The organism is Enterovirga sp. CN4-39, assembly GCF_049446235.1.
Taxonomy (GTDB): Bacteria; Pseudomonadota; Alphaproteobacteria; order Rhizobiales; family Beijerinckiaceae; genus Enterovirga.
In genome coordinates this window covers 87,401-101,851 of record NZ_JBMSEF010000007.1, presented here as the reverse complement: position 1 = coordinate 101,851, position 14,451 = coordinate 87,401, and the positions used below count along the sequence as shown (strand labels likewise).

Below are 14,451 nucleotides of genomic sequence, written 5' to 3'. Positions count from 1 at the left end.
GGCCGTTCGGTATTCAGAACGGAACGTTCGCAAGAGGGATCGGATCGCGTTCATGGCTGACCGGCAACCAGGCTTCAACACGCTCGCTATTCATGCCGGGGCGGCTCCCGACGCAGCCACGGGTGCGCGCGCCACGCCGATCTACCAGACGACCTCCTTCGTCTTCGACGACGTCGACCATGCCGCCTCACTTTTCGGGCTGCAGGCGTTCGGAAACATCTACACGCGCATCGGCAATCCGACGAACGCCGTTCTCGAGGAGCGGGTCGCCGCGCTCGAGGGCGGGACGGCCGCCCTCGCCGTGGCTTCCGGTCACGCGGCCGAATTCCTGACGATGCATGCGCTCATGCAGCCGGGCGACGAGTTCGTGGCCGCGAACAAGCTCTATGGCGGCTCGATCAACCAGTTCAACCATTCGTACAAGAACTTCGGCTGGACCGTCGCTTGGGCGGATGCGGATGATCCGTCCTCGTTCGAGCGGGCGATCAACGATCGGACGAAGGCGATCTTCATCGAGTCGATCGCCAATCCAGGCGGCGTCATCGTGGACATCGAGGCCATCGCCAAGATCGCCAAGAAGCACCGGATCCCGCTCATCGTCGACAACACGATGGCGACGCCCTACCTCATCCGCCCGTTCGAGTATGGGGCGGACATCGTCGTCCACTCCGCGACCAAGTTCCTCGGCGGTCACGGCACCTCGATCGCGGGCCTCATCGTCGACGGCGGATCATTCAACTGGTCGGGCGACGATCGCTATCCGATGATCTCCAAGCCCCGCCCGGAATATGCCGGGATGGTTCTGGGCGAGACCTTCGGAAACTTCGCCTTCGCGATCGCGTGCCGCGTGCTGGGCCTGCGGGACCTCGGGCCGGCGCTGTCCCCCTTCAACGCCTTCCTCATCCTGCAGGGCATCGAGACGCTGCCGCTCCGCATGCAGCGCCAGTCGGATTCCTCGCTCCGCGTGGCCGAGTTCCTCTCGACGCACGAGCGCGTGTCCTGGGTCAGCTATCCGGGCCTGAAGGCCGACCGCTACCATGAACTCGCGCAGCGCTACTGCCCGAAGGGCGCGGGCGCCGTGTTCACCTTCGGCGTGAAGGGTGGGTACGAGGCCGGCGTGAAGCTCGTCTCCAACCTGAAGCTGTTCTCCCACCTGGCGAATATCGGGGACACGCGCTCGCTCGTGATCCACCCGGCCTCCACGACGCATCGGCAATTGACGGAGGCCCAGCAAATGACGGCTGGCGCCGGCCCGGATGTCGTGCGCATCTCGATCGGCCTGGAGGACCCGGAGGACCTGATCGCGGATCTCGACCAGGCTCTGGCGCCCGCGTCGTAGCTCCTTCGTCCGGGCGGGAACGTAATCCGCCCGGCGCGCTTGTCGCCCCGACGGAGCGGATCCCTGCTCCGAACGGATCGATGCGCGCCGAATGCAGGGTTGCCGGATTGAAGACTACGCCCTGATCGGCGACTGCGAGACGGCGGCGCTGGTCGACCGCAGCGGTTCGATCGACTGGCTCTGCTGGCCGCGTTTCGATTCGGATGCGTGCTTTGCCGCGCTTCTGGGTACCCGCGATCATGGTCACTGGCAGATCGTCCCCGACGGCGACGGCTGGTCCTCCTCGCGGCGCTATCGTGGCGACACGCTCATCCTGGAGACGCGGTTCGAGACAGCCGACGGCGTCGTCACGCTGATCGACTTCATGCCGCCGCGCGGCAAGAACTCGGACATCGTCCGCCTCGTCCGGGGGGAGAGCGGCGCCGTTCGGCTTCGGATGGAGCTCACACTGCGGTTCGGCTACGGGCAGACCGTACCGTGGGTCACGCGAATGGAGGATGGGACCCTCCGCGCCATTGCCGGGCCGGACATGGTCGCGCTCCGGACTCCCGCCGAGCTGCATGGCGAGGGGATGAGCACCGTCTCGAACTTCACCGTCGCGGCCGGGGAATGCCTCCCCTTCGTGCTCACCTACGGCCTCTCGCACCTGCCGATCCCCGAGGCGATCGACGCCTTCCTGGCGCTCGAGGAGACGGACAGCTTCTGGTCGGATTGGGCCGGCCGCTACAATCCTCATGCGCTCAATGGCGGCATGACGCTCGAGCCGCATTGGCGCGATGCGATCGTCCGGTCCCTCGTAACGCTGAAGGCGCTTACCTACGCGCCAACCGGCGGCATCGTGGCCGCGCCGACGACCTCCCTTCCGGAATGGCCGCAGGGCCCGCGCAACTGGGACTACCGGTATTGCTGGCTGCGCGATTCCGCCATGACGCTCTACGCGTTCATGCACGGCGGCTACTTCGACGAGGCGGAATCCTGGCGCGACTGGCTGATCCGGGCGATGGCCGGCAACATCGACCAGATGCAGATCATGTTCGGGGTAGCCGGCGAGCGCCGCCTGCTCGAATGGGAGGCGGATTGGCTTCCGGGCTTTGGCGGGGCGCGGCCGGTTCGCGTCGGCAACGCGGCCGCAAGCCAGCACCAGCTGGACGTCTTCGGCGAGGTGATGGCCTTGCTGCACGGCGCCCGGCGAGGCGGCCTCCATGAGAGCAAGGAGGCCTGGGCTCTCCAGCGTGCGATGCTGACGCGGCTGGAAGCGCTCTGGCGGCAGCCGGACGAGGGGATCTGGGAGGTGCGCGGGCCCTCCCGCCACTTCACCTTCTCCAAGGTCATGGCCTGGGTCGCCTTCGACCGCTGCATTCGGGATGCCGAGGAGTTCGGCCTGGACGAGGCGCCGCTCGAGCATTGGCGAGCGATCCGGGACGAGATCCACGCGGATGTCTGCCGCCACGGCTACAACGCGGAGCTCGGCAGCTTCGTGCAGTCCTACGGCTCGCGAAACACCGATGCGAGCCTGCTTCTGCTTCCCTTCCTCGAGTTCCTGCCGGACGATGATCCGCGCATCTGCGGCACGATCGAGGCGGTGGAGCGCGAACTGCTGGTCGACGGCTTCGTGCTGCGCTACCGGCCGGAGGCGACCGTCGACGGGCTCCCGGGCGACGAGGGCGCCTTCCTGGCCTGCTCGTTCTGGCTCGTGAATGCCTATCTGCGACTTGGGCGAACGGACGACGCCCGCGGGCTGTTCGAGCGCCTGCTGTCGATCCGCAACGACCTCGGCCTCCTCGCGGAGGAATACGACCCCCGCTCAGGCCACCAGCTCGGGAACTTTCCGCAAGCCTTCTCTCACGTGGCGCTGATCACCGCAGCGCACCGGCTGGGACAGAAGCTGGCCCAGTCACGGGGCGCGCAGCCAACGCGGGAAGCGACAGCCGTGCATGCACCGTCGCCATGACCAGGATGGCCATCGCGAAGAGCTGATGGGCGAGCCCGGCCCATAACGGCACGACGAGCAAGAGGGTCACGATTCCAAGCACCATCTGGGCAATGGACATCGCGGCAAGCCCCGTGGCGCTCCGCGCCGCCGAGCTCCCCGGGGCCGCCTTCCTGAGGCTCCAGGCGTGCCACAGGGCGAACAGGACGACGAGGTACGCGACCATCCGGTGCTGGAACTGAACCGTCAGCGGATTGTCGACGAAGTTCTCCCAGGTGGGCTTGCCCTTCAGCAGCGCCTCGCCCGCAGGGATCAGTTGCCCGTCCATGAGAGGCCAGGTGTTGTAGGTGAGCCCCGCCTTGGAACCCGCAACGAGGCCTCCGAGCGCGATCTGGAACAGAACGAGCCCCAGAAACACCACCGCGGCGCCAGGCGCACGCGCTTCGCCGCGGTCCGCCCGTGGCGCGCGCAGCCCGGCGGCGACCCAGACCAGCAGGACCAGGATGAGGCTCGCAAGGAGGAGGTGCAGCATCAGCTTGATCGGCGCGACGGCCACCATGCCCGCCTGCAGACCGGACGCCACCATGATCCAGCCGACGGTCGCCTGAAGGCCTCCGAGAATCCCGATTCCGAGCAGCGCCAGGGCGATGCGACGGTTCAGCGCGCCCCGCCACCAGAAGACGAGCAGCGGCAGGAAGAACACGACGCCGATCAGGCGCCCCAACTGGCGGTGGCTCCACTCCCACCAATAGATCGTCTTGAACTCGGGCATCTCCATGCCGCGGTTCAGATTCTGGTACTGCGAGGAGGCGCGGTATTTCTCGAACTCGGCCTGCCAGGCGGTGTCCGAAAGGGGCGGCACGGCGCCCGTGACCGGCTTCCACTCCGTGATCGACAGGCCGGAGCCGGTCAGGCGTGTCGCGCCACCGATGCCGACCATGAGCAGGACGAGGACCGCGAGCGCATAGAGCCAGATCCGCACCGCCCGGTTCGCATTCGCGCCAGATCGACTCGCGCCGACCGTCAGAGCGCTCTCCACCGCCATTCCTCGCCTTCATGCCGCCTTGCAGGCGGCGTCGGGTGGACACATAGAACCCGCCAACCAGCCCGGCAACGAACGCCGGCGCCGCACCTGAACCGAACCGGACGACACGACGATGCCCCGACGCCTCCGCACACTGATCGGCACGGCCCTGATCCTCGTCTTCGTTTGCGTCTATGCCCTGGCGGCGATCGCGATCGCCGACAGCCGGATCGTGAACGCGCCGAAGCTCGTCCAGACGCTCGCCTACTGCGTCCTGGGCACCATCTGGATCCTCCCGCTCATGCCCCTGATCCGCTGGATGGAAGGAGGCCGGCAGAGCTAGGTTTCAGCCGACATTCAGGTGGCGGCCGCGGTTCCACAGAAGAAACGGCACCCCCGACAGGAGAGCCCGGAGCGCAGCCTCGCTCTGGTAGAGGCCGTTCAGCGACACGCGCGGCAGGGCCATCAGATGATGGGCGTGCTCGGGGAACAGGTGCCCCGGACGTGTGGTCACCGCAGTCTGATAGCCGGCCTCGGCTGCCAGGCGGAATTCACGGGGGCCGGCGGAAGTCGGGTCGCCGACCGGATATGAGAGATGCCGCGGCGCGGTGCCGAGCCGCTCGGCGATCATCGCCTGACTGGCTTCGATCTCGTGTTTGGCGACACCCTCCGGGTGCTTCGCGAGCATCGGGTGGGTCAGCGTGTGCGCCCCGATGGTCACATCCGGTTGGCGCGATAGGTCGGCAAGCTCGCTCCAGCTCATGCAGTTGCGACGGACCAGTTCCTCCGGCGCGATCCCGGCGGCCTCGCACCAGCGCGCGATCGTATCGCGAAGGACCACCTCCGGTCCGGCGCGCAGGCTCGAATAGGCCCGGGCGAAGGCCGACTGCTTCTCCTCAGTTGTGCCGGCCGATAGCTCCTCGCCCTCGAGGACCAATCTGTCGGTCCGCCGGATCACTTCCTCGAGCTCGAGCCACCAGAGGCGACCGCGGCCCGATGCGTACTCGCCTGTGACGAAGAGCGTCCAGGGCGCGTCATGGCGGCGCAAGATCGGCAGGGCGAAATCGCGGTTGTCCCGGTAGCCGTCGTCGAAGGTGAGGACGCAGAACGGACGGCCTTCGGAAGGCGAGGCAAGCCGCTCGGGCACTTCATCGAGGGAGGCAAGCTCGAACCCCATCTCCCGCACGAGCCGCAGCGACAGGTCGAGATGCTCCGGCGTGATCGAGAGCAGCGCGTTCGGCTGGAAGGGATCGGCGGAAGCCGGCCGAACATGATGGAGCGTGAGGATCAGGCCGCGTCCGCGGGCGAGCGGCCCCAGCCAGCGGTCCGCCCGCGTCGCCGCGATGGCCCGAAATCCGGCATCGATCACCCGATGCTTCAGGCCGCCGCCCATCGCCGGCACCCTCCCTCAAAAACCTGCCGGACCCGCTTAGCCCGCACTTAACAAAGCTCCGTTACCGTCCGCCTTCCTGCAGGCCTGGGAGAATGGTGACCGGGCAGTCCAGAAGGGTCGAGGGCACGAGATGTCGAGTGCAGCTGCGGCCCCCTCCCCCCTCGGCATGGCAGCCGAAGGCCGCGCAGCGCAGCTTCGCCTCGAACTCCTCACTGGCCTCGGAGCTGCCGAGACGACCTGGCGAGAGCTCGAGGCGGAAGGGACGGCTTCTCCCTATCAGCGCTTCGACTGGGTGAAGGCTTTCGTCGAGAAGGTGATGCCCGGGGCCGATATCCGGATTGCCGTCGCACGGGACGGGGCCGGTACTCCGGTCGTCCTGTTTCCCTTCCTTGTCGAGCGTCGCGCCGGAATCCGCATCGCCACGGCCCTTGGCGGCAAGCATGCCAATTTCAACCTGATGATCGGCAAGGCCGGATGGGATCTCTCCATCCCGCCTGGGGGCGTCCTGGGGATCCTGCGCGAGCTCTCCCGTCGGGCGGGAGTCGACGTGATCGCGATCCCGTATGTCCCGCGGGACTGGGATGCCAAGCCCAACCCGCTCGCCGCACTCGGGACTGCCAGCCCGAGCAACGGATACGAGGTCCTGCTCGAGCCCGACCCGGACGCGACGGCCCGACGCTCGATGTCGAACGAGGCGCGCAAGCGGCTGCGCAACAAGGAACGGGGACTCGCGAAGCTGGGCGAGGTCGCATTCGCCCAGGCACTCGACGAGCAGAGCGCAGAACGTCTGCTGGACGCATTCTTCCGTCAGAAGGAGGAGCGCTTCCGCGACCTCGGCATCCCGGACCCGTTTCGCGATCCGGCGATCCGCAGCTTCATTCGCACGGCCTCACTGGAAGGCCTCTCGGAGGGTCGGCCGGCAATCGAGCTCTATGGCCTGACGGTCGGCGAGCGCGTTGCCGCCGTACTCGGCGGGGCCGCAGACGCATCTCGCCTATCCGGCATGTTCATCTCGTTCGAAGCCTGTCGGGAGGCAACGAAGTTCAGCCCGGGCGACATCCTGGTCTCCCGCGTCGTCCGGGAGCAATGCCTGCGCGGGCGTCGTTACTTCGATCTCGGCGTAGGCGAGGCGAGGTACAAGTCGACCTTCTGCAACGACACCGTCGAGCTCGTGGATGTCTTCCTGCCGGTCAGCTCCCGTGGCCGGGTCTATGCACTCGGCCTTCGCGGGCTCGCGGGGCTGAAGCGGCGCATCAAGCAGAGCCCGGCCGCGATGCGGCTTGTGAGCCGTTTGCGCCGGCTGAAGCCGGCCTAGCGAGACGCTAGGCCGCCTCCCCGACCGGGGTCGCCTGCTCGCGCGCGACCATCACGTCCTTCGCTCCCGCCCCGCGGATCTCCTCGTAGGTGCGCACGAGATCGTGGCTGGCGGGCTCCAGGTTCGACGCGATGACCACGGCATCCGCCCGCGGGGCGAATATCCTCAGGAGGTCGGTGCGGACGTTGACCCGGAACACGCAGATGACCCATTCATAGGTCTTCTCAAGGGCCGAGAGCGTGACGTCCAATGCTTCCGGCTCCGCTGCGAGCGCATCGTATTTCAGCGTTCCCATCGCGATCCGGTGCAGGCTGGAGCCGCGCTCGCGCACGATGACATCCGTGAAGGAGGTCTCGCCGGCAACCAGGTCCGTGAACCCCTTCTCGACCGAGGTCCGCTCGTCCGGGTCGATCTCCACGAGAATCGCACGGCCCGTCGCGGCGAGCGTGAGCGCAAGACTCCGCCCGACATCGACCGCCTCGGGGCTTCGGTCCACGCCCGCGACAAGGATCCGCCTCGCACGGTCGTCGACATCCGTCTGTTCGAGCCGATCGATTAGGTTGGCAAAGTCGTAGCGGGCGTCCCGTTCCGGCGAGGCCACTTCAGGGCTGGTGTGAAGCCGGCCGGGCTGCGCACGATCAGCGAGGTTCGGCGAGGGGGCGTGATCGTACGGCCTTGCAGGAGGGGCGGCTACGACGGCGCCGACCGGCGAAGCCGCGGGAAGGACCGGGCGCGGCTGGCCCGAGCCGAGAAGCTCCCGCGCGACGATCGCGCCCGCGGACAGCATCAGCGTCGCGAAGGTCGTGATCGCGATGATCGGCAGCTTCTTCGGGAAGGACGGAACCTGGGGCACCACTGCCCGTGACACGATCCGCGCGTCCGGCGGAGCGGCGTTCTCGGCGTCGCGCGCGGTCGCCTCCCGGTAGCGCGTCAGGTAGGACTCGAGCTGCTCGCGGTGCGTGCGGGCCTCGCGCTCGAGCGCCCGGAGCTGGACCTCGCTCTCGTTCGCCTGGACGACGACCTTCTTCTGCTCGTCGATGGCGGCCTGGAGGGCCTGAACCCTGCTTCCGGCGATGCGCGCATCGTTCTCCAGCGTGCGCGCGGTCCGCTCGGCGGCACCACGGATTTGGGATTCGAGGTCCTGCAGCTGCGCGTTCAGCTCCTTGATACGCGGATGCTGCGGCATGAGCGTGCGCAACTCGAGGGCGAGTTGGGCGCGGAGGTTGATGCGCTGCTCGATCAGGCGCCGGATCAGTTCGTTGTTGGCCACATCCGGGATCTCGAAGGCGCGCCCCTCGCGGATCATCTCGCGGATGAGTTGCGCCTTCGCCTGGCTGTCGCTCTGCGCGGTGCGCGCCTGAGCAAGCTGTGCGGAAAGCTCGGAAAGCTGCTGGGCGGAGAGCGTATTCGTCCCGCTGCCGGTCAGCAGCCCGGTCCTGGCGCGAAATGCTTCAACCCGAGCTTCCGCATCGGCAACGCGGGTGCGCAGCGTCTCGATGTTCTGGCCCAGCCAGGTCGAGGCGGAACGGGCAAGGTCCTTCTTCGCGTCCTCCTGCTGAGACAGGTAGATCTCCGCGATCGTGTTCGCCGCCCGGGCCGCAAGATCAGGATCCTTCGCCCGAAACTCGATCGAGACGATGCGGGACTTCCCGACCGGATAGACGAGAAGGGCGTCGTAATACTTGTCGAGCACGCGATCTTCCGGCGCCCGGGGGTTCTGGTCCCTTGCCAGGCCGAGCATCATCATGACGCGCCGCAGGAGCCCCACATCCCGTACGCCGGGATCGAAATCGGGATTTCCCACAAGTTGGAGGCGCCGGATCGCCTCCCGCGCGATGTCGCGCGACATGACGACCTGAACCTGGCTCGCGACCGCCTGCTCGTCGATCAGTTGGCTTGCATCCCCTCGATCCTGACCCGGCCGCGTGTAGTAGCTGTCAGCCGTTTGAAGGAGGAGCTTGGCCTCTCCCGTGTAGCGCGGGGATACGACGCTGACGAAAATCGTAGCCGCAACGAATACCAGCAGCGTCGGAATCGCGATGTAGCGCCAATGCGTCCGCATCGAACGCAGAAGGTCTGCGACGGTCGCCTCACCGCTCGCCACGGGCGCAGCGAAAGGAGCGACGTAAGGCTGTGCCATCGATTCTATTCCGGGCTACGCAACACATGCCGAGAGGCGGGAGCATCAAACCCCGTTAAGGTTGAAACCGAGTTAAACCCGTGTAGTGCCGAAGCCGAAGCATCAGATTTGCTTGCAGAGCAGCAGATTGTCGCCTGGAACGCTCTGTTAACCATGGGAACGCTAGGACGACAGTGGGTATCGACTTCGTCCAGGCGTAGTATGAACAGGCGTAGAGCTCTCCTCGTCCTCGCATCCGCGTTGCCACTGGCGGCCTGCGTGCAGCCGCAGGCAACCGGCTCGATCGTCGCGGCGAGGCCGCCCGGCGGGGGAAGCTACACGCTGTCCACCGGAGACAAGCTCCGCATCATCGTCTTCGGGCAGGATTCCTTGTCCAACATCTATCAGGTCGATGCCTCCGGCCGGATCACGATGCCGCTCATCGGCTCGGTCTCGGTCAGCGGGATGACGACCGCCGCCGCGAGCGCGGCGATCGAGGGACGCCTCAAGGGCGGCTACATCCGCGAGCCGAAGGTGACGGTCGAGGTCGATACCTACCGGCCATTCTTCATCCTCGGCGAGGTGACGACGTCGGGCCAGTTTCCGTTCGTGAACGGCATGACGGTCCAGACTGCCGTCGCGATCGCCGGCGGGTTCACGCCGCGCGCGCAGCGCAGCTACGCCGAAGTCACGCGCCGGACGAGCCGCGGCATCCAGACGGCCGAGGTTCCGATCACCTACACGGTTCGCCCCGGCGACACGATCGTGATCAAGGAGCGATGGTTCTGAGCGGCGCCGACAGGAGCCCCGACGTGACGAAGCTCCGCATCCTCCACGTCTTTAGGGCGCCCGTCGGCGGCCTGTTCCGGCACGTCGTCGACGTCGCCAAAGGACAGATCGAGCGAGGTCACGACGTCGGCATCTTCTGCGACGCAAGCACCGGCGGAGCGCGGGCCGAACAGGCGCTGGATGAACTGCGTCCGGGGTTGTCGCTCGGGATCACGCGGATTCCCATGCGCCGCCTCCCGCACGTGCTCGACACCTACGCGGTTCTTCGCCTGACGGCCCTGTATCGCGAGTTGCAGCCGGATGTCCTGCATGGACATGGGTCGAAGGGCGGCGCCTATGCGCGGCTCGTCACCTGGCCGGCCCTCGATGGCAAGACGGTGCGGGCCTACACGCCGCATGGGGGCAGCTTCAACTACAATCCCGGCACGCTTTCACATCGGATCTACATGGGCGCGGAGGCATTCTTCGCGCGGCGGACGGACGTCTTTCTGTTCGAGAGCGCCTATGTGAAGCGCCGGTTCGAAGCTTTCGTGGGGGCGACGGACAAGCTCGTCCGTGTCATCCACAACGGCATTGCGGAATCGGAATTCGAACCCATCCAGCAGCAGCCGGATCCCTTCGATCTCGTCTACATCGGCGAGTTTCGGGTCGCCAAAGGCGTCGATACGCTCATCGATGCGCTCGCACTGATCCGCCGCGACCACAGCCTGCGATTGACACTGCTGGCAGTGGGTTCAGGCCCGAGCGAAGGCGAACTGAAGGCCCGCGCGCAGGAGGCCGGGGTCTGGGACTCGATCGCCTTCGTGCCGCCGCAGAAGATCCGGGGGGCATTGTCGCGGGGTCGCGTGATGGTGGTGCCATCCAAGGCCGAATCGCTACCCTACGTCGTCCTGGAAGCCGCCGCCGCCGCGCAGCCGCTCGTCTGCACCAGTGTCGGCGGGATCGGCGAGATCTTCGGACCCCATTCCGACGAACTCATCCCCGCCGGCGATCCGAAGGTGCTGGCCTCCAAGATCCTGTCCTCCCTCGGCGAACCTGAGGAGGTCCGCCGTGCTAAGGCGAGCGCTCTTGCCGACTACGTAAGAGTGGGGTTCCGGATCGACCGAATGGTCGAAGGCGTCCTCCAGGGCTATCGCGAGGCGCGGGACAGCCGCGGGATCAAGGCGGCACCGTCGCTTGTGCTCGATCGTGTTGAGCCTTCCGAAAGGCTCGCGCCGTAAACTGTCCCGGATCGCCACGGGCCATGGAGGGCTCGGCAGGGACGTGAGCGCATGGGACTGCATGTTCGTGATCTGATCAACGCTGCGCGAGCAGCGGATGCAGCCGGTCCCGAAGATCAGCAGGCCGCCGCCGACGACGCGCCCCGGGGCTTCGCTCCCGCAGGGCGGATCTCGCCAGTGGTCCTGGCCGGCCTCGTCCGGGCTGTCGAGCTCCTGCTGGTAGCGGCGAGCGGCATCCTGGTCTACCTCGTCTACCTGCGTGGGCACGTCTCGCTCAGCCTGAGCTACGTCGTCGCCCTCGGTGCGATCACGGCTCTCTCCGCCTTCGCCTTCCAGGCAGTCGGAGCCTACACGGTCACGGCCCTGCGCTCTCTCGTGCCGACAGGGTTGAAGCTCCTTGGGGCATGGTCGTTCGTCTTCCTGTGCGCCATCGCCTTCGTGTTCTTCCTCAAGGCCGGACAGTCGCTCTCCCGCGTGTGGCTCGGCTCCTGGTACCTCGCCGGCTTCGCGGCCCTCGTCCTGGAGCGCATCTGCCTGTCCGTCGCGGTCCGGCGCATGGCGGCCGCGGGCCGCTTCGAGCGGCGCACGGCGATTGTGGGCGGCGGAGACCCGGCGAACGAGATCATCCGGGCGCTCCAGGCACAGCCTGAGACGGGGATCCGCATCGTCGGCGTGTTCGATGACCGGGACGATTCGCGCTCGCCTCCCGTCGTGGGCGGGTATGAGAAGCTCGGCACCGTCGCGGACCTCGTCGAATACGCGCGCAAGACACCGCTCGACCTCGTGATCTTCACCCTGCCGATCTCGGCCGAGAACCGACTCCTGCAGATGCTCGGCAAGCTCTGGGTGCTGCCCATCGACATCCGGCTGTCGGCTCACGCGAGCAAGCTGCGCCTCCGGCCCAGAAGCTACTCCTATATCGGCTCGGTGCCGGTCCTCGACGTGTTCGACCGGCCGATCGCGGACTGGGACCTCGTCGTCAAATGGATCTTCGACAAGGTCGTCGGGAGCATCCTCTTGGTGTTTGCGCTGCCTCTCCTGCTTGCGGCCGCGCTCGCAGTGCGGCTCGATTCCCGCGGACCGATCCTCTTTCGGCAGAAGCGCTACGGCTTCAACAACGAGTTGATCGAGGTCCTGAAGTTCCGGACGATGTACACCGACAAGACCGACGCGACGGCCTCGCGCCTGGTCACGAAGGATGATCCGCGCGTGACCCGCGTCGGCCGCATCCTCCGCAAGACGTCGATCGACGAGCTGCCCCAGCTCCTGAACGTCGTGTTCAAGGGAGACATGTCGCTGGTCGGCCCGAGGCCCCATGCCGTGAAGGCGAACGCCCAGGACCGGCTCTACGACCAGGTGGTCGACGGCTACTTCGCTCGGCATCGGGTGAAGCCCGGGATCACGGGCTGGGCGCAGATCAACGGCTGGCGCGGGGAAACGGACACCTCGGAAAAGATTCAGCGCCGCGTCGAGCACGACCTCTACTACATCGAGAACTGGTCGGTCTTCTTCGACCTCTACATTCTTCTCGCGACGCCGTTTTCCCTGCTGAAGACTGAAAACGCCTACTGATGAGCGGGCGGGATCCCACCACGGCCCCGGAGGTCAGCCGGCTCAGGACCCTTCCGGCGCGGAAGGTCCTGGAGACAGCAGGCTACCTGCTATTCGCTCTGTTCATCTTCTTCACGTGTTTCACCTTCCTGCGGCCTTCGCCCTACGACTTCGCGGCGATACCGGCGATCGTGGTGTGGCTGGTCCTGGGCGTGCGCCTCCATCGCTCGTCCGTTCCCTTCGTAGCCCTCCTCCTGGTCTACAAGGTCTCGCTCGTGCTGGCGCTGGTGCCCTATTTCGCCGAGCCGCTGCCGACGACGTGGACGCTGCAGTCCCTCTATCTGATGGTCACGGCCATCTTCTTCGTAATGTTCTTCGCCCACGAAACCGGGCGGAGAGTGGAGCTCACGCTCAAGGCCTACCTGGCGAGCTGCGTTTTCGCCGCACTGGCCGGCATCCTCTCCTACTTCAAGGATACTGGCGTACTCTTCGTGATGGATGGGAGGGCGGCCGGCGTCTTCGAGGATCCGAACGTGCTCGGCTCCTTCCTTGTTCTTGGCGTGCTCCTCCTCCTGCGGGGGCTCCTGACCGGAGAGAGCCGGCGCCCGGTCCTGTCAACGGCCCTGCTGCTCATCCTCGTGACCTGCATCTTCCTCTCCTTCTCGAGAGGCTCCTGGGGCGCTCTGCTCCTCGGCATCGCCGTGATGACCGCGATGACCTTCGTCACGAGCCAAAGTCGGGTGAGGCGCCGGATCGTGGCCTTCGCCATGCTGGGCGTTGTGGCGGTGACACTCCTCCTCGCCGGCCTGCTCTCCGTGGGAGACGTGGGAGAGCGGTTCGCCGATCGCGCGCAGCTCACGCAGAGCTATGACGAGGGCGTCACGGGACGGTTCGGAAACCAGCTCCGCTCCATCCCGATGCTGATCGAGCGACCGGAGGGCTTTGGCCCGCTGCGATTCCGCCTCGTCTTTGGTCTGGAACCGCACAATTCTTACATCGGCGGTTTCGCCAATGGAGGCTGGACGGGTGGACTCGGCTTCATCGGCCTGGTGCTGCTCACCACCTTCGTCGGCTTCAGACTGTGCTTCACGCCGTCTCCCTATCAGAGGCAAGCACAGATCGTATTTCCGGCGCTCTTGATGTTCTTCCTCCAGGCATTCCAGATCGACATCGATCACTGGCGGCATGTGTACATCATGCTCGGCATGGTCTGGGGGCTTGAGGCCGGACGCTGGCGCTGGATGGCGGCCTCCGCCGCGAGATCCACGCACCTGCCGCCGGCCCCTGTACACGCCTCGAGTTTTCAGCCGCGCACGGCTTGAGCGGGCTCGCGTACTCCCCGGCAAAGTAGATCCTTCCCCTTGCCGGGGCGAGAGCATCGTCCGGCGAGGCGCAGCCCCGCAGGGAAGGGCTCTCCCGACCTAACCTCCGGCCTCCTGCGCTCCGGATCGGCGCCCTCGGACGGGGGATCGTCTGCCCCCTTCAACACCAGATTAGCGGTGCCTGGAACCACCGGTTGCGCGTGGTCTTGAGTGAATCTCGGCAGACTAATCCGGAAGTTGCACGAAAATGAGCCACCATCCCCCATCGGAACTCTTGACCTCTTTCCCGCGTCTCGCGATGATGGGACGTCGCCGCCGATCCAACGACGTGTCTCGCCTTTGACGCTTTACACCGATCCGATCAGGCGCTTTCGACCCGGAGCCGCAGTCAAAAAGGACTTTCGTACCCACAGCCGCCAAGCGGTCAGGGACAATCCGGTCAGCGTCAA

At 66.5% G+C, this 14,451-nt stretch carries 11 protein-coding genes; 8 read left to right on the top strand and 3 right to left on the bottom strand.

Annotated features, from left to right (window positions below):
- Window positions 1–52: 52 nt before the first annotated feature.
- Window positions 53–1,339 carry an O-acetylhomoserine aminocarboxypropyltransferase gene (locus ACO2SS_RS13440; RefSeq protein ID WP_423278183.1) on the top strand — a complete coding sequence of 429 codons (1,287 nt, stop codon included), beginning with the start codon at window positions 53–55 and terminating at the stop codon, window positions 1,337–1,339.
- 91 nt (window positions 1,340–1,430) lie between these two features.
- Window positions 1,431–3,290, top strand: a complete 1,860-nt coding sequence (locus ACO2SS_RS13435; RefSeq protein WP_423278182.1) for a glycoside hydrolase family 15 protein — start codon at window positions 1,431–1,433, stop codon at window positions 3,288–3,290.
- Here ACO2SS_RS13435 and ACO2SS_RS13430 read toward each other — a convergent pair.
- Window positions 3,196–4,314 (bottom strand): COX15/CtaA family protein, encoded by a 1,119-nt coding sequence (locus ACO2SS_RS13430; RefSeq protein ID WP_423278181.1) that lies wholly within the window; start codon window positions 4,312–4,314, stop codon window positions 3,196–3,198. The two genes, ACO2SS_RS13435 and ACO2SS_RS13430, sit on opposite strands and share 95 nt — an antisense overlap.
- A gap of 112 nt (window positions 4,315–4,426) precedes the next feature.
- On the opposite strand from ACO2SS_RS13430, the gene ACO2SS_RS13425 reads away from it, so the two are divergent.
- Window positions 4,427–4,636, top strand: coding sequence for a DUF2842 domain-containing protein (locus ACO2SS_RS13425; RefSeq protein ID WP_423278180.1), 210 nt, complete (start codon window positions 4,427–4,429; stop codon window positions 4,634–4,636).
- Between the two features lie 3 nt (window positions 4,637–4,639).
- Here ACO2SS_RS13425 and ACO2SS_RS13420 read toward each other — a convergent pair whose 3' ends face one another.
- Window positions 4,640–5,686 (bottom strand): polysaccharide deacetylase family protein, encoded by a 1,047-nt coding sequence (locus tag ACO2SS_RS13420; RefSeq protein WP_423278179.1) that lies wholly within the window; start codon window positions 5,684–5,686, stop codon window positions 4,640–4,642.
- A 130-nt stretch (window positions 5,687–5,816) separates the two neighbouring features.
- Between ACO2SS_RS13420 and ACO2SS_RS13415 the strand changes: the two genes are divergently transcribed.
- Window positions 5,817–7,001 (top strand): GNAT family N-acetyltransferase, encoded by a 1,185-nt coding sequence (locus ACO2SS_RS13415; protein ID WP_423278178.1) that lies wholly within the window; start codon window positions 5,817–5,819, stop codon window positions 6,999–7,001.
- A gap of 7 nt (window positions 7,002–7,008) precedes the next feature.
- Here ACO2SS_RS13415 and ACO2SS_RS13410 read toward each other — a convergent pair whose 3' ends face one another.
- A complete protein-coding gene (locus tag ACO2SS_RS13410) occupies window positions 7,009–9,141 on the bottom strand; it encodes a GumC family protein (RefSeq protein WP_423278177.1) in 2,133 nt (710 codons plus the stop codon).
- A 201-nt stretch (window positions 9,142–9,342) separates the two neighbouring features.
- Between ACO2SS_RS13410 and ACO2SS_RS13405 the strand changes: the two genes are divergently transcribed.
- From ACO2SS_RS13405 to ACO2SS_RS13390, 4 genes are read left to right on the top strand one after another with little or no spacing between them, the layout of a single operon-like run.
- Window positions 9,343–9,909: a polysaccharide biosynthesis/export family protein gene (locus ACO2SS_RS13405; RefSeq protein WP_423278176.1), complete on the top strand. Its 567-nt coding sequence runs from the start codon at window positions 9,343–9,345 to the stop codon at window positions 9,907–9,909.
- Between the two features lie 23 nt (window positions 9,910–9,932).
- Complete coding sequence (locus ACO2SS_RS13400) at window positions 9,933–11,129, top strand: glycosyltransferase family 4 protein (RefSeq protein WP_423278175.1); 1,197 nt, start codon at window positions 9,933–9,935, stop codon at window positions 11,127–11,129.
- 51 nt (window positions 11,130–11,180) lie between these two features.
- Entirely contained in the window at window positions 11,181–12,701 is a 1,521-nt protein-coding gene (locus ACO2SS_RS13395) for an undecaprenyl-phosphate glucose phosphotransferase (protein WP_423278174.1), read from the top strand.
- Complete coding sequence (locus ACO2SS_RS13390; RefSeq protein ID WP_423278173.1) at window positions 12,701–14,002, top strand: O-antigen ligase family protein; 1,302 nt, start codon at window positions 12,701–12,703, stop codon at window positions 14,000–14,002. The genes ACO2SS_RS13395 and ACO2SS_RS13390 overlap by 1 nt, the downstream gene beginning before the upstream one ends.
- The last annotated feature ends 449 nt before the right edge of the window (window positions 14,003–14,451 follow it).